Source organism: Pseudomonas sp. LBUM1673 (genome assembly GCF_059695645.1).
In genome coordinates, this window is record NZ_CP166780.1 from 3,600,469 (window position 1) to 3,625,726 (window position 25,258).

Here is a 25,258-nt window from a genome sequence, read left to right on the forward strand (position 1 = left end):
TACTCTTAAAAGTTTTTAACAATTCAGACGCAAAAGATCGCAACGTGCGGATGGCATTTGTAGGAGCACGGCTTGCCGGCGAAAGCGTCCTTGAGATCGCCTTCGCGGGCAAGCCTCGCGCCTACAAGGTTATGCGGCGGCTGGCACACCACTGTGAAAACGAAACTCCACATCCGGCGACTCGATCAGCGCCTGCTCGGCGTCACGAACCTTGTCGATCACCTGGGCGATGTCCTTGGCGTCTCCGTACTGATAGGCCAGTTTCAGGTAACCCTGGAAATGCCGGGCCTCGCTTTTCAGCAGACCGAAGTAGAACTTGCCCAGTTCTTCATCCAGATGTGGCACCAGCGCCTCGAAACGCTCGCAGCTGCGCGCTTCGATGAAGGCGCCGACGACCAGGGTGTCCACCAGCTTCACCGGTTCATGGCTGCGCACCACTTTGCGCAGTCCCGAGGCGTAACGCCCGGCGGACAGCTGACGCAGCTCGATCTTGCGCTTTTTCATCAGGCGCATGACCTGTTCGTGGTGCACCAGCTCTTCCCGGGCCAGACGCGACATCAGGTTGATCAGATCGACGTGGGAGTGATATTTGGCAATCAGGCTCAACGCCGTGCTGGCCGCCTTGAATTCGCAGTTTTTGTGGTCGATCAGCAGGGTTTCCTGATCGGCCAACGCGGCCTGGACCCAGCCATCGGGCGTGCGGCAGCCAAGGAATTCGTGAATTTCGGGAAGGATCATGGGGCTCACGGATAAAAGGTACAGAACGAAGGGCGCCGATTATACCGGCCTGCCGACAGACCACCAGCCGCCAACCGTTGATATGCATCAAGTCGCCGAATGCCGACCAGCAACTATAGTTGTCCAACGCAGTGTTTTTTTACCTTCCAGGGAGATTCCGATCATGCAAGCCATTCGCAGCATTCTGGTGGTCATCGAACCCGAACACTCGGAGAGCCTGGCGCTCAAACGGGCCAAACTGATCGCTGGCGTGACCCAGGCCCATCTGCACCTGCTGGTCTGCGATAAAAAGCATGACCACGCCGGCATGCTGGGCGTGCTCAAGGCAGCGCTGTTGGAGGACGGCTATAGCGTCACCACCGAACAGGCCTGGAACGAAAGCCTGCACGAAACCATCGTCGATGTGCAGCAGGCCGAAGGTTGCGGGCTGGTGGTCAAGCAGCATTTCCCCGACAGCCCGCTGAAAAAAGCCCTGCTGACCCCGGCGGACTGGAAACTGCTGCGCTACTGCCCTACCCCGGTGCTGCTGGTGAAAACCGCCAAGCCCTGGACCGGCGGCGTGATCCTGGCGGCCATCGATGTCGGCAATATCGACGGCGAACACCGTACCTTGCACGCCAGCATCATCGATCATGGCTACGACATCTCCAGCCTGGCCAAAGCCCACTTGCACGTGATCAGCGCCCATCCGTCGCCGATGCTGTCGGCGGCCGACCCGACGTTCCAGCTCAGCGAAACCATTGAGGCCCGCTATCGCGAGCAATGCAAAGCCTTTCAGGCCGAGTTCGACATCGATGACGACCACCTGCATATCGCGGAAGGACCGGCGGATGTGTTGATTCCGTACATGGCCCATAAGCTGGGGGCTTCTGTGACGGTGATCGGCACCGTAGCCCGGACCGGGTTGTCGGGGGCGTTGATCGGGAATACGGCGGAAGTGGTGCTGGATTCGCTGGAGAGCGATGTGCTGGTGCTCAAGCCGGAAACGGTCATGGATCATCTGGAAGAGATCGTGACCCAGCATTGAAATCTGCGGTGCCTGGCAGGACGCCATCGCGAGCAGGCTCGCTCCCACATTGGATCTGTGGCGCTCACAAATCCCCTGTGGGAGCGAGCCTGCTCGCGATGCTCTTAACCGCCAAACGCATCCTTGAGAAACCCCGGCGCAATGTAGCGCTGGTAATGCGCCTCAGACAGCAGGAAAAATTCCCGATCAATGGCATCGCGCAATTCCGGCAGGCTCCAGTCGCGGAACTCCGGCAGCAACACCATCCCGTAGGCTTCCAGATTGTTGATGACCCGCGCACCCCGGGCGATCAACTGGTATGCCCAGCAATACTCCGACTGATGCGGCACAAAGCGGATCTTGCGCTGCTCCAGCTGCAGACGCAGCAACGCGGGATCGAAAATTTCCAGCTTGCTGGCCATCACCTGCGACAACAATTGCTCAAGACGCAGCCACACCGCGCGTTTTTCTTCCTCGTTGTAACCATTCCAGTGAATCACTTCATGGTGGAAACGCTTGCAGCCACGGCACACCAGGTCACCGTAAACAGTGGAGCAGAGGCCGACGCAGGGGGTCTTGATGGTCTGATTGGGCATAGGTAGGCAAAACACGGGAAAGCAGAACAGATCGGCATGTTAGCCCTTTGTCTAACATTCATCACCCCTCAAAGTTTTGGGGGCTAACTTACCTTTAGAATTTTTTTGCCGTAGAATCAGCCAGCCTTTTAAGGCGCCAATGTCCGTTAGAAGCTGTTTTCAAAGCGTCACGAGCACAGTCGTTCCTTCAGAGCGGTGTTGGCGAAGGGTTTTTCCAGCGGGGAAAAGCCTGACGCCAACCCTCATCAGCTCCCCGTTCTGCAGGCGTAAAACTTTGAAAGCAGCTTCTGTAAGGAATTGCCGTTAATTCTGGCTAAGCGGCCCACAACGCCACGCAGCGCATGAGTACGGCAATTTCGGGATGAGCGTCCCGGACACCCATTTGGGACCACTGATGAGGGTAATAACTGTGCTTGAAGCCTACCGCAAACATATCGAAGAGCGTGCAGCACTGGGTATCGTTCCCCAGCCGCTTAACGCCGAACAAACTGCAGGCCTGGTCGAGCTGCTGAAGAATCCCCCGGCTGGCGAAGAAGCTTTCCTCGTTGACCTGATCACCAATCGCATTCCGCCAGGTGTGGACGAAGCAGCCTATGTAAAGGCCGGCTTCCTGTCTGCCCTCGCTAAAGGCGAAGCAAAATCCCCTCTGATCGACAAGAAACGCGCTGTTGAACTGCTCGGCACCATGCAGGGCGGCTACAACATCGTGACGCTGGTTAACCTGCTGGACGACGCCGAACTGGCGCCAGTCGCCGCCGAAGAACTCAAGCACACCCTGCTGATGTTCGACGCCTTCCACGACGTTGCTGAAAAAGCCAAGAACGGCAATGTTCACGCTAAAGGCGTGCTGCAATCCTGGGCTGACGGCGAGTGGTTCAAGAACCGCCCTGTGCTGGCCGACAAGATCAGCCTGCGTGTGTTCAAGGTCACCGGCGAAACCAACACCGACGACCTGTCCCCTGCTCCTGATGCCTGGTCCCGTCCGGACATCCCGCTGCACGCCCTCGCCATGCTGAAAATGGCCCGTGAAGGCATCGTGCCTGACGTCCAGGGCGTCACCGGCCCGATGAAGCAGATCGAAGAAATGCGCAATGCCGGCTTCCCGATCGCCTACGTTGGCGACGTGGTCGGTACCGGTTCTTCGCGTAAATCCGCGACCAACTCGGTGCTGTGGTTCTTCGGCGACGACGTGCCTAACGTGCCGAACAAGCGTGCCGGTGGTTTCTGCTTCGGCAGCAAAATCGCTCCGATCTTCTACAACACCATGGAAGATGCTGGCGCACTGCCAATCGAATTCGACGTCACCAACATGCACATGGGCGACGTGATCGACCTGTACCCGCATGCTGGCAAAGTCTGCAAACACGGCACTGACGAAGTCCTGACCACCTTCGAAATGAAGACCCCGGTGCTGTTGGACGAAGTTCGTGCTGGCGGCCGTATCCCGCTGATCATCGGCCGCGGCCTGACCGACAAGGCCCGTGCCGAATTGGGCCTGGGCCCTACCGATCTGTTCAAACTGCCTGAAGCACCTGTCGACACCGGCAAGGGCTTCACCCTGGCACAGAAAATGGTCGGCAAGGCTTGCGGCCTGCCAGAAGGCAAAGGCGTTCGCCCTGGTACTTACTGCGAACCGAAAATGACCACCGTCGGTTCCCAGGACACCACCGGTCCTATGACCCGTGACGAACTGAAAGACCTGGCGTGCCTGGGCTTCTCGACCGATCTGGTGATGCAGTCCTTCTGCCACACCGCGGCTTACCCCAAGCCGATCGACGTGACCACCCACCACACCCTGCCTGACTTCATCATGACCCGCGGCGGCGTTTCCCTGCGTCCGGGCGACGGCATCATCCACAGCTGGCTGAACCGCATGCTGCTGCCGGACACCGTCGGTACCGGTGGTGACTCGCACACCCGTTTCCCGATGGGCATCTCGTTCCCGGCCGGTTCCGGTCTGGTCGCGTTCGCTGCAGCCACCGGCGTTATGCCGCTGGACATGCCGGAATCGATCCTGGTTCGCTTCAAAGGCAAAATGCAACCGGGCGTCACCCTACGCGACCTGGTTCACGCCATTCCTTACTTCGCGATTCAGGCTGGCCTGCTGACCGTCGAGAAGAAAGGCAAGAAGAACGCCTTCTCCGGCCGCATTCTGGAAATCGAAGGCCTGGACAACCTGAGCATCGAGCAAGCGTTCGAGCTGTCCGACGCCTCGGCCGAACGTTCGGCTGCCGGTTGCACCATCAAGCTGTCGAAAGAGTCGATCACCGAGTACCTGAGCTCCAACGTCACCCTGCTGCGCTGGATGATCGGCGAAGGCTACGGCGATGCACGTACTCTGGAACGTCGTGCTCAAGCGATGGAAGCCTGGATCGCCAACCCTGAGCTGATGGTTGCCGATGCTGACGCCGAATACGCTGAAGTCATCGAAATCGACCTGGCCGACATCAAAGAGCCTGTGCTCTGCGCACCAAACGACCCGGACGACGCCCGTCTGCTGTCCAGCGTTGCTGGCGAGAAGATCGACGAAGTGTTCATCGGTTCGTGCATGACCAACATCGGTCACTTCCGCGCTGCCGGTAAACTTCTGGATCAGGTCAAGGGTCAGCTGCCAACCCGTCTGTGGCTGTCGCCGCCGACCAAAATGGACGCTCACCAGCTGACTGAAGAAGGCTACTACGGCATCTACGGCAAGGCCGGCGCACGCATGGAAATGCCAGGCTGCTCGCTGTGCATGGGTAACCAGGCACGTGTAGAGCCGAACTCGACTGTTGTGTCGACGTCGACCCGTAACTTCCCGAACCGTCTGGGCGATGGCGCGAACGTTTACCTGGCTTCGGCCGAGTTGGCGTCCGTTGCTTCGATCCTGGGTCGCCTGCCGACCGTCGAGGAGTACATGGAATACGCTGGCAAGATCGACAGCATGGCGGCCGATGTTTACCGCTACCTGTCCTTCGACCAGATCGCCGAGTTCCGTGAAGCTGCTGCGAACGCCAACATCCCGGTCGTTCAAGCCTAACGCTGCAACGCAATAAAAAACGCCGCCCATCGTGAGATGAGCGGCGTTTTTTTACGCCTTACAAAGAGCAAATGTGGGAGCGGGCTTGCTCGCGAAGACGGCGGCACATCCAGTATTGATGTGACTGATACACCGCTTTCGCGAGCAAGCCCGCTCCCACAGGTTTTTCAGGGTGTCAGTTCCAAATCAGGCACTCAGCGAATAGATCAACGCCGAAATCGCCACCAGGCCTACCGCCGTCACGAAGACATTGGAGGCCTGGTCGCGATAACGGGCCATCGCCGGCACTTTGCGGATCGCGTACATCGGCATCAGGAACAGGATCGCGGCGATGATCGGGCCACCGAGGGTTTCGATCATGCCGAGAATGCTCGGGTTCAGGGTCGCGACGATCCAGCAGACCACCAGCATGAACGCGGCGGTCATACGGTCCAGGGTCTTCGGCGCCGGGCGCTTTCCGCTCTTGACGATCAGGCCCTTCAAGCCTTCGCTGGCGCCGATGTAGTGGCCCAGGAACGACTTGGAGATGGCCACGAAAGCGATCAACGGCGCGGCGAGGGCGATGGTCGGGTTGCTGAAGTGGTTGGCCAGGTATGACAGGATCGACAGGTTCTGCGCCTTGGCCTCCGCCAGTTGCGCCGGCGACAGAGTCAGTACGCAACTGAACACGAAGAACAGCACCATCACCACCATCAAGGCGTGGGCGCGGGACAGGATCTGCGAGCTGCGCTCTTCGGCATGCACGCCGTAGCGACGTTTCTGGTCCACCGCGAACGCCGAAATGATCGGCGAATGGTTGAACGAGAACACCATCACCGGAATCGCCAGCCACAGGGTGTGCAGCAACGCCGACGACTCAGGCGGCGTGGTCGCGGTGCTGAGGATGCCGCCATTCCAGTGAGGAATCAGGAACACCGCCAGGAACAGCAGCGCGACGATGAACGGATACACCATCAGGCTCATGGCCTTGACGATCACTTGCTCACCGCAACGCACCACCGCCAGCAGGCCGAGAATCAGTACGAACGACAGCACGGCGCGCGGTGGCGGCATGATGTGCAGTTGATGTTCGAGGAAACTGCCCACGGTGTTGGTCAGGGCCACGCTGTAGATCAGCAGGATCGGGAAGATCGCGAAGAAATACAGCAACGTGATCAGCGCACCGGCCTTGATGCCAAAGTGTTCTTCCACCACTTCGGTGATGTCCGCGCCTTCGCGGCCGGACAACACAAAGCGGGTCAGGCCACGGTGTGCGTAAAAGGTCATAGGGAACGCCAACACCGCCAGGACCAGCAACGGCCAGAAGCCGCCCAACCCCGCGTTGATCGGTAAAAACAGGGTACCGGCCCCGATGGCTGTGCCAAACAGGCCCAGCATCCAGGTGGTGTCATGGCGATTCCAGCTCGCGAGGCTCGCTGGTGTCGCCGCTACATAGCGTTCGTCGACGCTATTGGCCTGATCATTCATCCGGTCGAATCTCCATTTTCCGGTCACTCGTCACTCGGTCAGGACGAGTCGGAAAAATCCGACAGGCAGCGCCCTGGCCAAAACAGGGGCGCGATTGTCCGGGATTAATGAGCAGAAGCAAAGACTTAGCTGAGGAACGGTTGTGCGGATCAGATGCAGCGACCGCCAGGTGTGATAGACGCAATGAATTTAGTCCTAATGCCAGCCACTAAAGCCATTTCAGCCACGACGCACTCCCTGTAGCAGCTGCTACAGCCGAACGCAGGCTTCGCCAGCTGCTACAGATTGCATTACGGCTTAATTGACTGACATCCGTGGTGATGCTCTTAGACTGCGCGTGACTTTCTCATCGCGGACAATTCCTCTCCATCTGCCTCACTCTGATCTAGTGTTGTCAGTAGAAGGATCGCAGGCTCCTGCACGGGGAGCCAAAAGCCCATGATCGTTGGCCATTGCCAAACCGCTCTGGAGCCAGCAACCTGAAGCGACGTTCGAGCCCCGACATTGTCGCTGCCCGCAGGAGCCCAGCATGACCGCAACTGTTCTGGTACTGGTTGAAACCATCAATGAATACCTGCCGATTCTCGAACATCAGGGGTTTCATTTGATCCTGGCTCCGACCCCGGCCGAGCGCGCCGCCGCCATTGCCCGACAGGGCAGTCAGATCGATGCGGTGCTGACGCGCGGCCCATTGGGCTTGTATGCCGATGAAATCGCCGACCTGCCCAACCTCAAGATCATCTGTGTGATCGGCGCCGGTTACGAACACGTCGACCTGCAAGCCGCCGCCGACCGCGGCATCACGGTGACCAACGGTGCCGGCGTCAATGCCTCTTCCGTCGCCGATCACGCCATGGCGTTGCTGCTGGCGCTGGTCCGTGACATCCCTCGAGCCGATGCTGCCGTACGTCGGGGCGAGTGGCCGAAAATCATGCGCCCTTCCCTGGCCGGGAAACACTTGGGCATCCTTGGCCTCGGCGCCGTCGGCATGGCGATTGCCAAACGTGCCGCCAACGGCTTTGACATGACGGTGAGTTACCACAACCGCCAGCATCGCAGTGACGTGCCCTACAGCTTCTGCTCGACCCCTGCCGAACTGGCACGCCTTTCGGATTTTCTGATAGTCGCCGCACCCGGCGGGCTCGGTACCCACCACCTGATCAACAGACAGGTGCTGGACGCCTTGGGCCCCAACGGGTTCATCGTCAACATCGCCCGGGCCAGCGTGATCGTCACGGCGGACCTGATCAGCGCGCTCGAACAGCGACGAATCGCCGGTGCCGCACTGGATGTCTTCGACCACGAGCCAATGGTGCCTGAGGCCCTCAAGGGGTTGGCCAACGTGATTCTGACCCCCCATGTCGCCGGATTGTCCCCGGAGGCCACCCAAGGCACTGTGGAATTGGCCGGTAAAAACCTGACAGCGTTTTTTTCCGGTCAACCGGTACTGACCCCCATTGCGTTACCGCCGCCGTCGCCAACCGCCCGACACAATCACTAAAGGACGCCCAGCAGTGTCCAGAGTCGCCGGGATTCGGCATCGGCGCTGATCAGTTCTCCAAGCAGCTCGCTCAGGGGCTTGTTGCCCCACTCCACGCCCCGCTTGATCAAATAGGGAACCGGGCTGTGGGGTTCGGTGCGCGCCAGGTACTCGGCGATCAACAGCAATTGCCGGTACGCCTCTTCACGATTCGCCGGCTCGCTGAACACCTGGGGTGCCGGGACGATGTCCGGCACAGCGGCCGGGCTCGGTGCCACCACCGGTTTGTCGACAGGCGCCGGGGTTGGTTTTCGTGGATGCATGGCGATGAACTCCTGAACCAGCGTCAACAACGCTTCGATCACGTCCTGCAAAGCTTTGAAGCCTGGGGCTTGGTTGCCAAGATAGGTATCACTCCAGTTTTCCAGGCGTTGCAAGTGCTGCTGGCTGAGTAGCAGCGTGCCCTGGCTACGCAACCAGAATGACAACGGTGTGGCGCGAATCTGTTCGGTGAGTTTTTTCTGTTCGTTGCGCGCGTTCTCGGCCAAGGCCTTGGCCGCTTGACTGTCGCTGGCCAGCACCTGTTGCAACTGCAACCGGCGCCAGGCATCCAGACAGAAGCCATCGAATTCGTTGTTGTGCGGCTCGAACAGCGGCACTCGGGTCAGCAATACTTCAGCGTAGCGTCGAGCCAGCCATTCGAGCGGTATCACCCGCCATGATTGATCGCCGTCCTCAGCCTGCGGGTGCAGGTGTTCGGGATAGCGCTCGCATAACCCGGCGACCAGCGCCAGGCTCCCCGGCAACCCTTCGAGCCCATCCTGATGCAGCCACGCCTCACCCAGCCAGGCGCTGAGCATCAAATCCTTGCTGCGTTCGAGCAATAGACTGGTGGTCAGTTTTTCCAGTTCTGCCCATTGGGCGCGCTTGATCGACGACTGCCATACCCCCGTGGGCAAACTGGTGTCGTCCTCACGGCGCAGTTCGCGCAACCGGTCGAACTCAGGTTCATAACGCAGATCCTGGCCACAGGGAGCCTCCCCGCTGATCGGTTCGAGCAGTTGGGCAATCAGTTCCGGCAACGGCGTTGAAGGTTGATTCACAGGCCTTCCTTATCAGGTTCTATGTCTCGGGCTTCGATGGCCACGGTCGACCCCGTCACCATGAACGGTGAACGCGGTGCCCGGGTCGGCAAGGGCGCAACGGACAGGGGCAATTTCGAGCCCTGGGTCATCAACGACAGGCGCACATACATCAGGGTTTGCTCCGCGGTGCTGGACTGCGTCGTTACGGGCAGGCGCAAGGTCAACGGAAAATCCGTGTAGTCCATGTTCGGCTGGCGCTGCACCGACACGTGTGAGCGCATCAAACGCAATAGCGACCACGGACCGCTGTACTCCCAGCCCGCCTCCAGATCCCGCACCACCAGGCTCGGCTGTAACGGATCGTTGGCCGGGCGCTGGTAGCCATTCCGGGCCCAACGCAAGGTCAGCCGGATCGGTTGGCCGACCATCCAGCGCAGGTTCTGCTGGGGCTCGCCGGGGTAGCTGATCTGTTGATTGCCGGCATTCAAGCCCCAGGCAATCACCTGATCGGCACCGCGTTCTTCCTCTCGATCGGTGCGCCAGCGCACGTCCATCTCCACCCCCAGCACGCCGCTCTTGTCGCGCACGAACATTGGGCCCAGCCAGGTGCTGGCTTGCTTCAGACGATTGAGGAAGTCCTCGGCGGCCAACCGTTCCGGGGTCTGGTTCAGCAGCAATCCGGCCTGCGCCACCGGCAAACGCTTGTCGATCAATTCCAGCAAATGCTGAACCCGAGCCGGGTCGGCGTCGGTGGCCTGAAGGCCATTGGCAAACGGAAAACGCTCCGCCAGGTACTGGTTGAAGTAGTTGGCCAGGTCGTTCCACGCTGCCGCAGCCTGTCGCTGTTGCAGGAACTGGCAGCGTTGCATGGCGGTTTGTTGCAGATCCACGGCCCGCAACGCCAAGGTTCCGCGCCCGCCAGACAGGTTGGCGGTTTGCAGGATCTGGCCACAGGACGCGACGTCCATTTCGATGAAGTCGCGGCTCACCAATTGCTCGATCTGCGCCGGCGAACTGGCGGGGTTCTGCTCTTTGTATTTGAGCAGTTCGTCGTTGAGCGCACTGAACTGCGTCACGCGTTCATAATCCAGCGCCGAGAGGTTCTGTTGCTGGACTTTGAGCCATTCCAGCGCCGAGGTGCGTCGCTCGGTGATGCCGAGCATGGTGTTGAATTGCTGCTTGAGGCTCAGTTTCAAATCCTGCACGTCGTTGGCGCCATACAGTTGCAGGCCGAGATTTTTCGAGCCGTCCCACTGGCTGATTTCGGTGCGCCCGCTGAACAGCGGCTGGGCGACGATTTCATCGAGGCCGCTGACGACGTCGGCCAGGGCGCGACGGTTCAAGGCACTTTGCAAGCGCGTGGCCAGATCGCTGCGGCGCACCTCGATAAAGGCTTTCTGCAAGGCAATCGCCTGTGCGGCCTGCACATTGAACACGCCGCTGTGGACCTGCGCATTGTGCTCGCGCAGGCTCGACAACATGGCCTTGACCACCGCGCCTTCGGCCGCTTGCAGCAAGGCACCACGATACGCCGGCGGAATGCGTGGCAGCTCTTCGGCGGCATAACTCTTGTAACTGGCGAAATAGTTCAGCGCACTGTCGAGGTCGTCGCCATCAACGCCCTGCCCCTGCCCATTCGGGGCTTCGGACCGATCCGCCTGTAAGGCGATGGCCACAAAGTCACGCTTGAACAGCGCCTGCACCGCGTTGTTGAGCTGCACCACATGTTCCTGCAAGACCAGTTGCCCGCTGCCTTGTTGAATCAATAAATTATCCCGGGAGCCGGCCTGGACGATCCATTGATCGCGAAAGCTCTGCTGCAGCTTGGCCGCCTGCATTTCCAACTGTTGTTCCAGTTGCGGTCCGAGCAAGGCGCTTTTGCGCACGTTGTCCAGCATCTCCCGATAGCCAGGCACCAGGTCCTGACCCTTGCCACGGCCCCACGCCGAATTCGTCAAGCCGATCACGGCTTGCAGGTCATCGATCAGTGCTCGCAAATCTTCGAGTTCGGTGAGGGAGTTGCCACTGCCGGCTTCCAGCCGTTCCAGGTGCAGCTTGAGATAACCGGCCTGGCGCACGAAGTTGTCCGCCAGGAAATACTGGTCCAGCCAGCGCTCCATGAGCCCGAGGAAATTCTCCTCGATCACCGGGCGCTCGACGGTCAGATCCAGTGGTCGCAAGTCGCTGCCATCGGCATCGAACAACGCCCGGTTGTAAAAACCGGCGCGGTGCAAAGTGCCGACGTTGAGGTTCAGCGACAAGGCGTTGTTGCTCAGCAACACCAAGTCTTCCAGGGGCGCCTTGGGGTTGTTCAGCGCCTGACTGAACCACTGGTTCTGCTGCTCCAGACTCACCGCACGCTCCACCAGATCCTTGGCCTTGACGTAGTTTTGCCATTGGGCCGGATCTTCGCTTTCGACGTTGCCCCGTCGCTCGGTGTTGCGAATAGTCTTGAGTTGCGCCAGATCCGCGCTCAACAGGTCGCGCAACGGCAGCAACAAATGGCTCTGGGCAGTCAGGCGCAACTCATTCTCCAATTGCGCATCCAGCGAAGAGAACCAGGAGGTGGGAAACACCACCGAAGTGAAGCTCCAGAGCGGCGCCTTTTCCAGCACCCGCCACAAACTCTGGACGTTGCGGCGGGTCGATTCCAGCCGATGAGATTCATCCGTGACCGCCGCGTAATTTTTCTGCGCCCCTTGCAGCAGGCGCGACAGTTCATGGGCGTCTTTCACCGAATCCTGCCAGACCCAGAGCATGCCGGCGCCCCAGAGCACCGCGACCACCAACGCCACCCCACCGGTCACGCGCTGCCAGCGCTGACGCAGGCGTAACAGACGCGGCACCACTTGGGCCAGACCGCGCTCGGCGACCACCCGCCGCTGCCACAACTGCCGGGCGAAGGCACTCTGCTGCAACCCTGTGTCGTAGGCCGAAAACCCGTCGGCGCTGTCGTCAGAAGGCTGGTTGGCGGTGAAATAAACACCGCGAAAGCGCGGGGCCTCGCCTTGGGCATTGCCCTGGAAAACCGGCTCCAGCAGGCTTTGCAGATGACGCCGCAGGGCTTCGAAACGTTCCGGCAAGCCATACAGCTCACTGCTCAACTGCCCGGACAAGGTGCCGATTTCGATGATCGATTCCGCCAAGGCCCGATTGACCTGATCCAGCGCCTGATCGCTCCATTGCGCCTGCCAGACCGCATCGGGCCCGTGGGGCGAGGACCAGCCCAGTGTGCGTTCGCGGGCCTCGACCGGCAGCGCGGTAATCAATTCCTGAAAGCCCGGCAACTCTTCCATGCCGGTAATGACCACGTACACCGGGAGGCTCAGCCCGAACCGTTGCAACAGATCGATGAAGCGTCGACGCGCCGCCAACCCGAGGGTCGCGGCTTGCTCGACGTTGCCCAGTCGACTGACCGGTACCGTCCAGATCACTCCGTCCAGCGGACGTTGACTGCGCAAACGCAGGATCAATCCCAGCAAGCGCCACCAGCCACCCCGTTGCAGGTTCATGCCTTCATCCGGCAAAAACAGCGCCTGGGGCACCACCAGCACTGCACCTTCGGGGTCCGACCACCAGCGGCCGAACCAGGCCGGTTTGTCGGTGGGCTGCAAACGCCACTGAGTACACAGCTGCGTGCCCTGGGTTTCGTTGCCGAGCATCAGCAACCACGGAATCTGATAACGGTCCTGGGCACCCTGCTCCTGCTCCATGTGCCGCACCGCCAGGTAAAAACTGCGAATCGCCGCACCGCTTTGCGTGCGCAGCCACCAGACCGCCACCCCGACAATCGCCAGCACCAACAGCACGGCGATGATGAGGCCGATAATCCCCAGCGTGCTCATGAGTCTTGCTCCGAGGTGGCCACGGAATCGGTCATCTGCAAGACCGGTTCGAGTTCCAGACGAATGTCACGCCAGAACAACTGGCCCAACCCGGTCAGCAGCAGGATCATGGCGAGAATCCCCAGGCCCAGGCGAAAACCGTCGGGCAACGAAAGGCGCACCGGCAATTGCATCGGTGGCACGGCCGAAGGCTGTTCGAGGCGGGCACTGACGTCGGCATAATCCGGCTCGTGCTGCCAGGCAAAAGTAAACAGCGCCAGGCGCCATTTTTCATGTTGGGCCTGATTCTGTTCGCCCCGCAGACGCCCCTGAAACCCCAGCACCAGGCACTGCAAATAGACATTGGCCAGATCGCGGGTGGTAGGGATTTGCTCGTCCAGCAGTTCCTTGATGGCCAGCGGTATCCGTTCACCGGCCTGACGGCTAGCGTATATCCGCGACTCCAGGGGTTTTTCCTGCCAGGCCGACTGGCCCGGCCACGGCGTGAACAGCAAGGTTTCATCAACCAGCGCGACAAAGGCATAGACCAGCGCTTTGACTTGCTCGGTGGCGGCGTCACCGACTTTGGCGAATGCCGTTCGCCAGAGGCGTTGGGAGATCTGCGTGGAGAGTTCGACCACCGCTTCCACCAGCGCTTCGTCTTCGCTGTCCTTGGGCAACTGGCTCCAGTCCTGGGACCATTGCTGCCAGGCCTGGCGAAAAGCACTGCTCAGCGGCGCTTCGTGGAGGCCTCGTGTACCCGCCCCGGCATTCCCCTCAGACATATGACGTTCCTTCCTTGATCAAGCACTCTCACTCGCCTGGGCCACAAACAACACCACTTGCCACGGACTGCTGACCGGTTTCGAAGCCGGTGCAGCAATCAGCAACGGCAACTGCCCGTCGAACCATTGGCCTTCGGCCGTCACCACGAACAACCGCGTATCGTCACCCACGCTGTAGGCCACTTGCTCATTGCGACTCATGGCCTGATGGGACAAACCGCTCATGCGCTGACGGCTGAGCAACGCGATGTGCGGCTGCGAGGCAATGATCGCCCCGCGCAGCCATTCGCTGGCGGCCTGTTCGCTGGCACCGTTGGGCATGCGTAAACCGATGACCAGCCGTTGGCTCGGCTGGTCGTCGGGCAATTGAATCGAGAAGGTCTGATCACTGCGTTCGAAGGCCAGGCTGCGGTAACCGGCGCGGATCAGTTCGAGGGTCTTTTCAAGCCAGTCGAGCACTGCCTCATAGCCGCGCTGCAGTTCAAGAAAGTCCAACGGAGCGAACGCCGGAACGCCGGCCAATGGATCGAGCGCCGACCAGGCGCCGGCCAGCCCGAGCAGCAAGCCATACAACGCCTGCGGCGTGGCCACTCGACTGTTCAGCAGGCCTTCGACTTCCGGCAGTCGCGCCCAGAGCGCCGTCAACTGGCGTCGAATTTCCAGCGCGTCGTCCTGATTGCCGGCCTGCTGCGCCTGACGCAAACGACCGGCGAGGAACATGCATTTCTCCCGCGCCCTGGCGCACAGCCCCGCCACGCGGCGGCCCACCACCGACTCGGGCAACAGGCATGGCGTCGGCGGCGTGTAGGGCAACTGAAGAAAGCCGCCGCCCTCCTTGCGAATCCTCAGCAGCGGCAGGCAGACGGAATCCGCCTTGTTCAGCTGCGTACACAAACGCGGGTTCGGACGCCAGACCGTGATCGATTCCGGGTACTCGCCGCTCGTGAGGTCCGGCAACGCATCGCCGACCACCGATTGCAATCGGCCCTTGAGCGGCAGCAACTGCCCGGCGCGCCACAGGGGACTGATCGCCAGGTACACCGTGACGGTGGCGTTGTCCGTGGCGTCGATCGCTTCACTGACATCGAGTTCCAGCATCGGCCCCACACCGGCCTGCAGATTGACCGGCAAACCGTCCGGCAACGTCGCCTGCAAATTGATCAGGCGCACGAGCCCGGCGCTCAGCGCCGAGGGGTCGAATTCAACGCGGGTCACGCCCCAGAACCACGGATTACAGGCCTGGGCAAAATGCGCCACCAGCGCCTCGGCGCGCAGCCCTTGCAACTGAAAATGCTGGGGCAGCAACTGCATGCCCTCATGCCAGCAAACCGCGTCAGGTAGCAGACTCATACGATTCCCTTCGACCTCTCGTGGCGCCGCGCAAAAAATGGCGGCCTGGCCCTACTTGAGCACCGCAGCCCCTGTGGGAGCGAGCCTTGTGGCGAGGGGGCTTGCCCCCGTTGGGCTGCGAAGCAGCCCCAAAATCTCTGATGCACCAAAAATCTTGTGAGTGCTACGCACTCAAACGGGGGCAAGCCCCCTCGCCACAGGGTTCGCTCCCACAAGTTTGCGCACCTTAACCTCTGTGTTCAGTTCGGGTGGTCGCTGACCAGCGTCATCTCGCGACTGTCGAACTTGAGCCAGGCGTTGCTCTGATCGTCCAGCCGTAACCGGTGCGCTCCGGGAGTGTTATAGCTGGCGAAGACTAAAAGTCCAGCCGCCCGCTTGCCCCCCAGCGGGAAGGGTTGTTTGTCGATGAATTGACCGGGCACCAGTTCCAGTCCCCAGACCGTCATCAGCTGTCGGTAGTCGCGCTGGAACTGCTCGCGTTCGGCGAACCACTGCCGGGCGGTGATGCCCGACAACTGCTTGAGCAGGTCCGCGTCGTTCACCGCAATAAAGTCCACCGCAATCGGCGTGTCATCGTTGGCGCGAGGTGCGACGTCCAGCGTCAGGTTATCGAGGTCGATGCGAGGTCCGAACAACGAGCACCCGGCGAGGGACAGGAGCAGAACCAAAGAAAAAAAACGCGCACACAAAATGAATTTTCCTTTTCTCATGACAGTCCAAAAATGTTTTTTGTTTGCTTTTTTATAGACCTGTTCTAGCGTCTTGGGTAGTTCGGTCGGCACGACGAATGTGGAAGGTTCGTCAAAGGAATGACAGGTCCTCTGCCCTCCCTTTCTAACCTACGGTCCAGTAAGGGAATGCGATGAAACGGGCCTCCCGATGCATTGCGCCCGCCTCATGCATCGGAGTCAGCCACCATGGCAGAAAGTACTCAGCACAAGCTCGACAGGGTCCGCCCGCCCCGGGTGCAAATCACCTACGACGTCGAAATCGGCAACGCGATCGAGAAGAAAGAATTGCCGTTGGTTGTCGGCATCCTTGCCGATCTCTCCGGCAAGCCTCTCGAGCCACTCCCAAAATTGAATGAACGGCGCTTCACCGAAATCGACCGCGACAACTTCAACGAAGTGCTCGCCTCGATCGGTCCGCGCGCCACCTTGCAGGTCACCAACACCCTTAGCGGCGACGACAGCAAGCTCAACATCGAGCTCAACTTCAAGCACATCGACGACTTCGACCCGGTCAAAGTGGTCGAGCAGGTCACTCCGCTGCGGCGCCTGTTCGAGGCCCGCCAGCGTCTGCGCGATCTGCTGACCAAGCTCGACGGCAACGATGATCTGGACAAGCTGTTGCGCGACGTCATCGCCAACACCGAGGGACTGCAAGAGATCAAGTCGGCCCGCCCGGAAACCGCCGCTCCCGCCCCCGCAGGCGATGCAGAAGTACCGGCCGAACCGCAAGCTTGATCACCTATCCACTTAGGGAGAAATTGCCATGCCAGCTTCATCCGCCGCCCAGAGCCAAGCCAGCGACAGTACGACCCAGACCTTGTCTCTGCTCGATGAAATAATCGCCAAAGGCCGCATGGCCCATGACGACAGCCAGCAGGATTACGCCCGCGACATGCTCGCGGAATTCGCCACCCAGGTACTTGACGAAGGCATGGCCATCGACAAGGACACCGTGGCAATGATCAACGACCGCATCAGCCAGATCGACGAACTGATCAGCGCTCAGCTCAACGAAGTGCTGCACCACCCGGATTTGCAGAAACTCGAAGCCTCCTGGCGCGGCCTGCACATGCTGGTGCAGAACACCGAAACCAGTACGCGGCTCAAATTGCGCCTGCTCAACGTGACCCAGAAAGAGCTGCAGAACGATCTGGAAAAAGCCGTCGAGTTCGACCAGAGCGCACTGTTCAAGAAGATCTACGAAGAAGAATACGGCACCTTCGGCGGCCACCCGTTCAGCCTGCTGGTGGGTGACTACACCTTCGGCCGACACCCACAGGACATCGGCCTGCTGGAGAAACTCTCGAACGTCGCCGCGGCCGCTCACGCGCCGTTCATTGCCGCCGCCAGCCCACGGCTGTTCGACATGAACAGCTTCACCGAACTGGCCGTGCCACGGGACCTGTCAAAAGTCTTCGAGAGCCAGGAGCTGATCAAGTGGCGCTCGTTCCGTGAAAGCGAAGATTCGCGCTACGTGTCGCTGGTACTGCCGCACTTTCTGCTGCGCCTGCCCTACGGCCCAGACACTTCGCCGGTAGAAGGCATCAACTACGTCGAAGACGTCAACGGCAGCGACCACGGCAAATACCTGTGGGGCAATGCCGCGTGGGCCTTGTCGCAACGAATCACCGAAGCCTTCGCCAAGTACGGCTGGTGCGCGGCGATTCGCGGTGCCGAAGGCGGCGGTGCAGTAGAAGGATTGCCGGCCCATACCTTCCGTACCACCTCTGGCGATCTGTCGCTCAAATGCCCGACCGAAGTGGCGATCACCGACCGTCGTGAGAAAGAGCTCAATGACCTCGGTTTCATCGCCCTGTGCCACAAGAAAAACAGTGACGTGGCAGTGTTCTTCGGCGGCCAGACCACCAACAAGTCCAAGCTCTACAACACCAACGAGGCGAATGCCAACGCGCGGATTTCGGCGATGCTGCCGTACGTGCTCGCGGCCTCGCGTTTCGCGCACTACCTGAAGGTGATCATGCGCGACAAAGTCGGCAGTTTCATGACCCGCGACAACGTGCAGACCTACCTCAACAACTGGATCGCCGACTACGTGCTGATCAACGACAACGCGCCGCAAGAGATCAAGGCGCAGTACCCGTTGCGTGAAGCCAGGGTGGATGTGACCGAGGTCGCCGGCAAGCCGGGTGCCTACAAGGCCACGGTGTTCCTGCGGCCGCACTTCCAGCTTGAAGAGCTGACCGCATCGATCCGCCTGGTCGCGACCCTGCCGCCACCGGTAGCCGCCTAAAGTCGGTGAAACCTCTGTGGCGAGGGGGCTTGCCCCCGTTGGGCTGCGCAGCAGACCTAAAAACAAGGGCCGCTGCGCGCCCCAACGGGGGCAAGCCCCCTCGCCACGGGTTAAGGGTTCGGCAACCGTTCACGTGTCTAAATTGAATTTCTTCAGGAGTTTCATGCGATGGATGCAATCATTCTCGACCTCGGTGGCGACATCAAAGGCGATAGCCTGCTCGAGGGTTACAAGGACAAGATCGAAGTCATGTCCTACAGCCACAACGTGGCCATGCAGGTGACCAACGACGTCAGCAACTCGGAGCGTACCTCCGGCAAGCCACACATCGGCGAGTTCACCCTGACCAAATTCGTCGACAGCTCGACGCCGTCCCTCAACGAGTATTGCTGCGCCGGCAAACCGATCCCGGAAGCCAAGATCACCATCGGTCGTAACGCCGCCGAAGGCAGTGGCCAGCTGATGCCGTTCATCATCTACACCCTGACCAATGTCGTACTGTCCAACGTCAGCGTCAGTGGCGGTACGGGTGGTAAACCGGTGGAAACCTTGTCGCTGAACTTCACCAAAATCAAATGGGAACTCACCGCGCAGAAAGACGACGGCACCAAGGAAGGCACGGCCGCCTCGACCTGGGACATGGCCGCCAACAAACTCATCAAAGCCAAGTAAGCGGGCGCGTCGTCCATGGCAGGCACCGGCATGCTCCCACCGTTGTTCGAGCGCCTCGCCGCAAGCGAGGTCGACACCCTGCAGGTGTTCGATCGCCAGGGGCTGCTCGACTCGGTGCACACGGAGCTGCTGCGCCTGTTCAATACCCGACGCGGCCAACGTCCACTGACCTCCCCGCCGAGCATTCTCGACTACGGCATCGCTGACTGGACCGCCTTGCAACAGCAGCGCAGCGATGACCGTCGTCAGTTGGCGCGGGAAGTCCGCGAGGCCATCACTCATTTCGAACCGCGCCTGCGACTGGGCGAGGTCCAGGTCAATCCGGTCCCCGGCCATCCGCAGCAATTGAGCATTCGGCTACTGGGCGAGTTGCGTAGCGGCCAACAGCACTGGCCCGTGGCATTTGTCATCGAGAAGGCCAGCAATGGCCTTGAGGTGCGTCATGAGCGACTCGATTGACCCGCAACTGCTCGATTACTACCAGCGCGAACTGACCTGGCTGCGGCACGCCGGCAGCGTATTTGCCGAGCGTTATCCCAAAGTCGCCAGACGTCTGGAACTGTCCCCCGGTGAATGTCCCGACCCGCATGTCGAACGGCTGCTCGAGGGTTTCGCCTTGCTCGCAGCGCGCCTGCAACGGCGGCTCGATGACGACTACGCCGAATTCAGCGACGCCTTGCTCGAACAACTTTACCCGCTGGCCATGCGACCGTTGCCGTCCTGCGCAATCGTGCAGTTCGAGCCGGACCCGAGCAAGGGCAACCTGGCCGGTGGTTACCCGCTACCAAGGGACACGCCGCTGTTCGTTACCACCAGCAAAGGCGAAAGCATCCACTTTCGCACCAGCGCCGCCGTTCGATTGTGGCCGGTGGAAATCAATGAAGCGCTGTTGCTGGGCAGCGACGAAGCCCAGGCCCTGACCGGTGTTGCGCAAGCGCGCTCGGCCCTGCGCCTGAGCCTGCGTTGCCTCGGCGAAAGCCAGTGGTCGGAGTTGACGATCAAACAGTTGCGCGTGCACCTGGCCGCCTCCCCGGTGATCAACGCCTGCCTGTATGACCTGCTCGGCGCCCACGCCGTGAAGGTGCTGGCCGGTGCGGTCGGCAGCGTGCCGAAAGTGCTGGTGGGGTTGCCCGACATCGTCGGTTTCGCCAGCGACGAAGTGTTGTTGCCAGACGAGGACGGAGTGCATCCAGGCATGCGTCTGCTCGCCGAGTACTTTGCGTTCCCGGACAAATTCAGTTTCTTCGATATCCCCTTGGCTGGCGCCACCAGCGACAGCCAGACGCTGTACCTGTACATCGTCTTCGACCGCGCCCCGGCCAACCGTCTGCACCTTCAGGCCAGTGACTTCGCCTTGGGCTGTGCGCCGGTGATCAACCTGTTTCCACGAACCTCGGAGCCCCTGCGCCCGGACGGCACCCGCAGCGAGTATCGCCTGGTGGCCGACAGTCATCGGGAAAACAGCGTCGAGATCCACAGCATCCGGGCGATGCGCGCCAGCTCCAGCCAAGGTGTGCAACGGGTGCCGGCTTATTACGGCAGCCAGCATGGCGGCACCGACAAACAATGCTATTGGCACGCTCGACGGGTCAGCGGCATGACCCCGAATCGCCTGGGCACCGACCTGATGGTGAGCCTGGTGGATACCCGGCTCGACCCGCTGTCCGAGGCCACCGAATACAGCCTCACCGCCGAACTGCTGTGCACCAACCGGCACTTGGCCCAGAGCCTGCCGGCCGGCACGTCACTGGGTTTCGAACGACCGGGGCCGGTGGCCTGGGCCCGCCTGCGCAACCCACCCAGCCCGCAAAGTTTGCCGCGTCTGGACGGCGAATCCCGTTGGCGACTGGTGTCGCAACTAACCCTCAATCATTTGTCACTGGTCGAGGGGCCGCAGGCGCTGGATGCCCTCAAGGAAATCCTTCAATTGCACAACCTGCGTGACGAGGCCAGTGCCCTGCGGCAGATCGAAGGCTTGCTCGGCCTTGGCTGTGAACGGGTGATCGCCCATGTCGGCGAAGACGCCTGGCGCGGCTGGCGCAATGGGCTGGAAGTTCAGCTGCAACTCGATCCGCAGCATTTCGTTGGCAGCAGCGCGGTGTTGTTCTCAGCGGTGCTCGCGCAGTTCTTTTCACTCTATGCCACGGCCAATCGCTTCGTGCGCACGGTACTGGTCCAGGCAGACAAGGAGGTCAAGACATGGCAACCCCAAGCCGGCATGCCGCTGTCCCTCTGAACCTGAGCCAGAAGCTGCGGCGCGATCCGCAGGCGTTCGAGTTGTTGCAGGCCTTGCTGCTGCTGGAACGCGAACACCCGCAAGCCGAATCCCTGGGCAGCGGCACCGCGCCCCAGGCGGAAGCCCTGCGCTTGCGCGGCCCGTTAACCCCGCTTTTTTCCGCCAGCGAAATTGAAAGCCTGACCCAGGACGCGGGCCAGCAACCGACCCTCACGACCCCGGTGTTTGGCCTCGGCGGGCCCGACGGCCCCCTGCCCTACGCCTATCAGGAATGGCTGCAACAACGGGCTCGCGCCAAGGATTATGCGCCCGCCGAATTCCTCGACCTGTTCCAGCATCGCTTGCTCAGCCTGCTGTACAAGGTGATGCGCAAACACCGGATTGCCATCGGCTTCACGGCCCCCGGCGCGTCCCCGGTGCAGGCGCAACTTCGGGCGCTGACCGGGCTGTTGCCCAAAGCCTTGCAGGAACGTCAAGCCGTGCCCGATTCCGCCGTACTGGCGTGCAGCGCGCTGTTTGCCGACGGTCGCCGCTCCCTGGCCGGCTTCGCCGCAATCGTGCGCGAGCACTTCGAACTGCCGGTGGCACTCAGCGCCTATGAAGGGGCCTGGCGTGACATTCCGCCCGCCAGTCGCAGCCGCCTGCAACCGGGTGGGCGCAATCTGCAACTGGGCCGCAGCGCCGTGGCCGGCACCCGGGTCTGGGATGAACACGCCGGCATCCGCCTGACCCTCGGCCCGTTGACCTCGGCGCAGGCGGCGCGGTTTCTGCCGGACGGTGAATCCCATCCGGCGCTGGCCAGTCTCAGCGCGTTGTATTTCGGCCCCGACCTGGATTGCACGCTGGTGTTGCTGGTACGTGGCGCCAGCCCGATAAAACTCGGTCGCCAGGCCCCGCCCTTGCTCAGTTGGAACGGCGGCCTGCAACGCCAGACCAGCCTCGCCGTGCAACGGATCGAAACCCGCCTTCGTCAGCTGGAGATTACCTGAACATGGAACTGGCCAGCCTGATCGGACGCCTCAACCCGGACAACCGCCGCGCCCTCGAACGGGCCGCGCAACGTTGTCTGCAACGGGGTCATCATTACGTCGAAATCGAGCACCTGCTGCTTGAGCTGCTGGACATCGAGGGCGGCGACTTCGCCTGGCTGCTGCCGCGTTTCGGCCTGGAGCGCGATGCCCTGACGGCGGAAATCAACAAGGCCCTGGAACTGTTCAAATCCGGCAGCACCCGCACCCCGGCGCTCTCGGCGCAAACCATCGGCCTGCTCGAAGACGCGGTGGTTCAGGCCAGCGTGCTTGGCCTCGAGAGCATCCGTTCCGGCTTGCTGCTACTGGCCCTGCTCGACCGCGATGAACGCCGCAGTCTGTTGCTCAATAGCGCCTCGTCGCTGTTGAAAATTCCGCGGGAAGCCTTGCGCAGCAACCTGCTGGAGTGGACCGAAAGCTCGCGCGAACACGTCGGCGGCACGCGGGCTGTCAGTGCCAGCAATCCGCAGCCAAAACAGGATTCAGTCCTCGATCAGTTCACCCAGGACCTGACCGCCGACGCCCATGCCGGGCGCATCGATCCCATCGTCGGCCGCGACGGCGAGATTCGTCAGTGCATCGACATCCTGCTCAGGCGTCGACAGAACAACCCGATTTTGGTCGGCGCACCGGGAGTGGGCAAGACGGCGGTGGTCGAAGGCCTGGCCTTGCGCATTGCAGCCGGCGATGTACCGCCGTCGTTGCAGGAAGTCAGCCTGCGGGTACTCGACCTCGGCCTGTTGCAGGCCGGCGCCGGGGTCAAGGGCGAGTTCGAGCAACGGCTAAAAGGCGTGATCGACGCGGTGCGCAGTGCCGACAAACCGATCATTTTGTTCATCGACGAAGCCCACACCCTGATTGGCGCCGGCGGCGCGGAAGGCGGCAGCGACGCGGCCAATCTGCTCAAACCGGCGCTGGCTCGAGGGGAACTGCGAACACTCGCGGCCACCACCTGGCTTGAGTACAAAAAATACTTCGAGAAAGACCCGGCCCTCGCCCGGCGTTTTCAACTGGTACAAGTCGAGGAGCCGGACGAAATTACCGCAGTGGAAATGCTTCGCGGGGTCGCTGCCAAACTCGAACAGCACCACGGCGTGCAGGTGCTGGACGCGGCGATTCACGAAGCGGTGAAACTGTCCCACCGCTACATCTCCGGACGCCAGTTGCCGGACAAAGCCATTAGTGTGCTCGACACCGCCTGCGCCAGGGTCGCCCTCGGCCAGCACGACGTGCCGCCGCCGCTGGAAAGTCTGCGTCATCGTCAACAGAGCCTCAAAGACGAAGTCGAACGCCTGCGTCGTGAACAAGCCACCGGCCTCGATCACCGGGAACGCATCACCCTGTTGGAAACCGAATCCGTTGGTAACGTGCAGGCCATTCGCGACCTGGAAATCCGCTGGAACGAAGAACGGATCGCCGTACGCGAACTGCTGGAAACCCGCCGCGAGTTACTGACCTTGAGCGAACGCGCCGACAACGACAAACCGGACGAGGCCACCGACAGCCGCATCGATCATCTGGCCGCCGAACTGGTACGGCTCGAGGCCGGTCTGGACGCCATTCGCCAAGACGATCCGCTGGTGCCGGAGCAAGTCGACGCAAAAACCGTAGCCGCTGTGATCGCCGGTTGGACCGGCATCCCGGTGGGCAAGATGCTCGCCGACGAAGCCCACGCCGTACGCACCCTCGGCCAGCGCATGGGCCAGCGAGTCATGGGCCAAAGCACCGCGCTGAACACCATCGCCCAGCGCCTGCAAGCCTACCGCGCCGGTCTCACCGACCCACAAAAACCGGTAGGGGTGTTTCTGCTGGTCGGCCCCACCGGCGTCGGTAAAACCGAAACCGCTTATGCATTGGCGGACGCTCTATACGGCGGTGAACGCAACCTGATCAGCATCAACCTCTCCGAATACCAGGAAGCCCACACCGTCAGCCAACTCAAAGGCGCCCCGCCCGGCTACGTCGGCTACGGCAGCGGCGGTGTACTCACCGAAGCGGTGCGACGCAAACCCTATTCGGTGGTGTTGCTGGACGAAATAGAAAAGGCCCACCCGGATGTGCTCGAAGCCTTTTACAACGTCTTCGACAAAGGCGTGATGGAAGACGGCACCGGCCTGGTGGTGGATTTCAAAAACACCGTGATGCTCGCCACCAGTAACGTAGGGGCTGAGTTGCTGCTCGATACACCAGTCGCGCAACTGGGCACCGATGCCTTCAACGAAGCGTTGCACAAAGTGCTGCTGAAAGCGTTTCGGCCAGCGTTTCTGGCACGCATGACGGTGGTGGCGTATCGGCCGCTGGATGAGGCGACGCTGGAAGGGATTGTGCTGGCAAAACTGGAGAAATTGCGCGGGCGCTACAAGGCCGCGACCGGGAAACAGTTTGAATTTGATGCCGGGATTGTGCAGGCGGTGTTGGCCAAGTGCAGCGCGGCGGGCGCAAGGGATGTAGAGAACGTATTGATGACCCAGGTGACTGGGAAACTGGCGGAGTGGGTGTTGGAGTGAAAACAGGATGCCCGCCCCGCTCTTAGGGCAATGCAAACCAATGCAGTGAAAACAAGGAGTGTTTATATGGCATTTACAACCGCACAACTGGCTGCGCAGATCAATAACAGCCGCAATGACCTGCAGGTATGGGCGAATTCAACCCTGCAAAATCAGGGCCCCATGGTGCCGGCCTTTACTGACTACTTTAACAACCTCCAGGCCTGGATCACCCAAAACGGAGGTGCAAACCCTTTTGGCTGGGATAACGTCACCGGCCTTACTTACGCCAATGGCGTTCAGGTTGTGCTGAAGGGGCCTCAACAGACGGCACCGTTCAATGATGCATTCAATGACGTAAGGGCTCATTTGGATAAGCCGGACTTTCGGTTATTCCAGGCGGCTCAAGCGAGTCTGACGCTGATTAATGTGCTTGGGCAAATGGGTTGATTGAAACAGGACAGGAGACAGGTTTATTGACCAAGCGCCGTGGGTGACCCAGGC

The 25,258-nt window shown here is 61.0% G+C and carries 19 protein-coding genes; 11 read left to right on the plus strand and 8 right to left on the minus strand.

Features of this window, described 5'->3' with window-relative positions:
- Positions 1-129 precede the first annotated feature (129 nt).
- Positions 130-738: a MiaE family protein gene (locus ACA044_RS16540; RefSeq protein ID WP_007906324.1), complete on the minus strand. Its 609-nt coding sequence runs from the start codon at positions 736-738 to the stop codon at positions 130-132.
- Between the two features lie 163 nt (positions 739-901).
- On the opposite strand from ACA044_RS16540, the gene uspL reads away from it, so the two are divergent.
- Complete coding sequence (gene uspL / locus ACA044_RS16545) at positions 902-1,765, plus strand: universal stress protein UspL (RefSeq protein ID WP_497442375.1); 864 nt, start codon at positions 902-904, stop codon at positions 1,763-1,765.
- A gap of 104 nt (positions 1,766-1,869) precedes the next feature.
- On the opposite strand, the gene ACA044_RS16550 is transcribed toward uspL, so the two are convergent.
- On the minus strand, positions 1,870-2,340 hold the full coding sequence (locus ACA044_RS16550; RefSeq protein WP_497442376.1) for a DUF1289 domain-containing protein: 471 nt from the start codon (positions 2,338-2,340) through the stop codon (positions 1,870-1,872).
- A gap of 409 nt (positions 2,341-2,749) precedes the next feature.
- On the opposite strand from ACA044_RS16550, the gene acnB reads away from it, so the two are divergent.
- Entirely contained in the window at positions 2,750-5,359 is a 2,610-nt protein-coding gene (gene acnB, locus ACA044_RS16555; RefSeq protein ID WP_497447243.1) for a bifunctional aconitate hydratase 2/2-methylisocitrate dehydratase, read from the plus strand.
- Positions 5,360-5,545: 186 nt separating this feature from the next.
- Here acnB and ACA044_RS16560 read toward each other — a convergent pair whose 3' ends face one another.
- The gene (locus ACA044_RS16560) at positions 5,546-6,826 is read right to left on the minus strand and encodes a serine/threonine transporter (protein WP_497442377.1); all 1,281 of its coding nucleotides are present in this window, start codon (positions 6,824-6,826) and stop codon (positions 5,546-5,548) included.
- A gap of 529 nt (positions 6,827-7,355) precedes the next feature.
- Here ACA044_RS16560 and ACA044_RS16565 point away from each other — a divergent pair.
- Positions 7,356-8,327, plus strand: a complete 972-nt coding sequence (locus tag ACA044_RS16565) for a 2-hydroxyacid dehydrogenase (RefSeq protein ID WP_497442378.1) — start codon at positions 7,356-7,358, stop codon at positions 8,325-8,327.
- Here the strand turns inward: ACA044_RS16565 and tssA are convergent.
- The 5 genes from tssA to ACA044_RS16590 all read right to left on the minus strand — a co-directional run bounded on the left by tssA (position 8,324) and on the right by ACA044_RS16590 (position 16,039).
- Entirely contained in the window at positions 8,324-9,409 is a 1,086-nt protein-coding gene (tssA, locus tag ACA044_RS16570; RefSeq protein WP_497442379.1) for a type VI secretion system protein TssA, read from the minus strand. The genes ACA044_RS16565 and tssA overlap by 4 nt on opposite strands.
- A complete protein-coding gene (locus ACA044_RS16575; protein ID WP_497442380.1) occupies positions 9,406-13,236 on the minus strand; it encodes a type VI secretion system protein in 3,831 nt (1,276 codons plus the stop codon). The genes tssA and ACA044_RS16575 overlap by 4 nt, the downstream gene beginning before the upstream one ends.
- Positions 13,233-14,000 (minus strand): DotU family type IV/VI secretion system protein, encoded by a 768-nt coding sequence (locus ACA044_RS16580; protein ID WP_497442381.1) that lies wholly within the window; start codon positions 13,998-14,000, stop codon positions 13,233-13,235. Before ACA044_RS16580 ends, ACA044_RS16575 begins: the two co-directional genes overlap by 4 nt.
- 18 nt (positions 14,001-14,018) lie before the next feature.
- Positions 14,019-15,350 carry a type VI secretion system baseplate subunit TssK gene (gene tssK, locus ACA044_RS16585; protein ID WP_497442382.1) on the minus strand — a complete coding sequence of 444 codons (1,332 nt, stop codon included), beginning with the start codon at positions 15,348-15,350 and terminating at the stop codon, positions 14,019-14,021.
- 239 nt (positions 15,351-15,589) lie between these two features.
- Positions 15,590-16,039, minus strand: a complete 450-nt coding sequence (locus ACA044_RS16590; protein ID WP_497442383.1) for a type VI secretion protein — start codon at positions 16,037-16,039, stop codon at positions 15,590-15,592.
- A gap of 228 nt (positions 16,040-16,267) precedes the next feature.
- Between ACA044_RS16590 and tssB the strand changes: the two genes are divergently transcribed.
- From tssB to ACA044_RS16630, 8 genes are all read left to right on the plus strand, one after another.
- On the plus strand, positions 16,268-16,816 hold the full coding sequence (gene tssB, locus ACA044_RS16595; RefSeq protein ID WP_007906307.1) for a type VI secretion system contractile sheath small subunit: 549 nt from the start codon (positions 16,268-16,270) through the stop codon (positions 16,814-16,816).
- Between the two features lie 28 nt (positions 16,817-16,844).
- Positions 16,845-18,332: a type VI secretion system contractile sheath large subunit gene (tssC, locus tag ACA044_RS16600; RefSeq protein WP_497442384.1), complete on the plus strand. Its 1,488-nt coding sequence runs from the start codon at positions 16,845-16,847 to the stop codon at positions 18,330-18,332.
- 168 nt (positions 18,333-18,500) lie between these two features.
- On the plus strand, positions 18,501-19,004 hold the full coding sequence (locus tag ACA044_RS16605; RefSeq protein ID WP_038984147.1) for an Hcp family type VI secretion system effector: 504 nt from the start codon (positions 18,501-18,503) through the stop codon (positions 19,002-19,004).
- Between the two features lie 15 nt (positions 19,005-19,019).
- Positions 19,020-19,463, plus strand: coding sequence for a type VI secretion system baseplate subunit TssE (gene tssE, locus ACA044_RS16610; protein WP_497442385.1), 444 nt, complete (start codon positions 19,020-19,022; stop codon positions 19,461-19,463).
- On the plus strand, positions 19,447-21,240 hold the full coding sequence (gene tssF / locus ACA044_RS16615) for a type VI secretion system baseplate subunit TssF (RefSeq protein ID WP_497442386.1): 1,794 nt from the start codon (positions 19,447-19,449) through the stop codon (positions 21,238-21,240). The genes tssE and tssF overlap by 17 nt, the downstream gene beginning before the upstream one ends.
- Positions 21,204-22,229 carry a type VI secretion system baseplate subunit TssG gene (tssG, locus tag ACA044_RS16620; RefSeq protein WP_497442387.1) on the plus strand — a complete coding sequence of 342 codons (1,026 nt, stop codon included), beginning with the start codon at positions 21,204-21,206 and terminating at the stop codon, positions 22,227-22,229. The genes tssF and tssG overlap by 37 nt, the downstream gene beginning before the upstream one ends.
- A 2-nt stretch (positions 22,230-22,231) precedes the next feature.
- Positions 22,232-24,775 (plus strand): type VI secretion system ATPase TssH, encoded by a 2,544-nt coding sequence (tssH, locus tag ACA044_RS16625; protein ID WP_497442388.1) that lies wholly within the window; start codon positions 22,232-22,234, stop codon positions 24,773-24,775.
- A 66-nt stretch (positions 24,776-24,841) separates the two neighbouring features.
- The gene (locus ACA044_RS16630; RefSeq protein WP_497442389.1) at positions 24,842-25,204 is read left to right on the plus strand and encodes a hypothetical protein; all 363 of its coding nucleotides are present in this window, start codon (positions 24,842-24,844) and stop codon (positions 25,202-25,204) included.
- Positions 25,205-25,258: the final 54 nt, after the last annotated feature.

Coding starts and splice junctions, on each gene's coding strand:
- ACA044_RS16540 (WP_007906324.1), bottom strand. CDS start 738: ATGATCCTTCCCGAAATTCACGAATTCCTTGGCTGCCGCACGCCCGAT.
- uspL (WP_497442375.1), top strand. CDS start 902: ATGCAAGCCATTCGCAGCATTCTGGTGGTCATCGAACCCGAACACTCG.
- ACA044_RS16550 (WP_497442376.1), bottom strand. CDS start 2,340: ATGCCCAATCAGACCATCAAGACCCCCTGCGTCGGCCTCTGCTCCACT.
- ACA044_RS16560 (WP_497442377.1), bottom strand. CDS start 6,826: ATGAATGATCAGGCCAATAGCGTCGACGAACGCTATGTAGCGGCGACA.
- ACA044_RS16565 (WP_497442378.1), top strand. CDS start 7,356: ATGACCGCAACTGTTCTGGTACTGGTTGAAACCATCAATGAATACCTG.
- ACA044_RS16575 (WP_497442380.1), bottom strand. CDS start 13,236: ATGAGCACGCTGGGGATTATCGGCCTCATCATCGCCGTGCTGTTGGTG.
- ACA044_RS16580 (WP_497442381.1), bottom strand. CDS start 14,000: ATGTCTGAGGGGAATGCCGGGGCGGGTACACGAGGCCTCCACGAAGCG.
- tssK (WP_497442382.1), bottom strand. CDS start 15,350: ATGAGTCTGCTACCTGACGCGGTTTGCTGGCATGAGGGCATGCAGTTG.
- tssB (WP_007906307.1), top strand. CDS start 16,268: ATGGCAGAAAGTACTCAGCACAAGCTCGACAGGGTCCGCCCGCCCCGG.
- tssC (WP_497442384.1), top strand. CDS start 16,845: ATGCCAGCTTCATCCGCCGCCCAGAGCCAAGCCAGCGACAGTACGACC.
- ACA044_RS16605 (WP_038984147.1), top strand. CDS start 18,501: ATGGATGCAATCATTCTCGACCTCGGTGGCGACATCAAAGGCGATAGC.
- tssE (WP_497442385.1), top strand. CDS start 19,020: ATGGCAGGCACCGGCATGCTCCCACCGTTGTTCGAGCGCCTCGCCGCA.
- tssF (WP_497442386.1), top strand. CDS start 19,447: ATGAGCGACTCGATTGACCCGCAACTGCTCGATTACTACCAGCGCGAA.
- tssG (WP_497442387.1), top strand. CDS start 21,204: ATGGCAACCCCAAGCCGGCATGCCGCTGTCCCTCTGAACCTGAGCCAG.
- tssH (WP_497442388.1), top strand. CDS start 22,232: ATGGAACTGGCCAGCCTGATCGGACGCCTCAACCCGGACAACCGCCGC.
- ACA044_RS16630 (WP_497442389.1), top strand. CDS start 24,842: ATGGCATTTACAACCGCACAACTGGCTGCGCAGATCAATAACAGCCGC.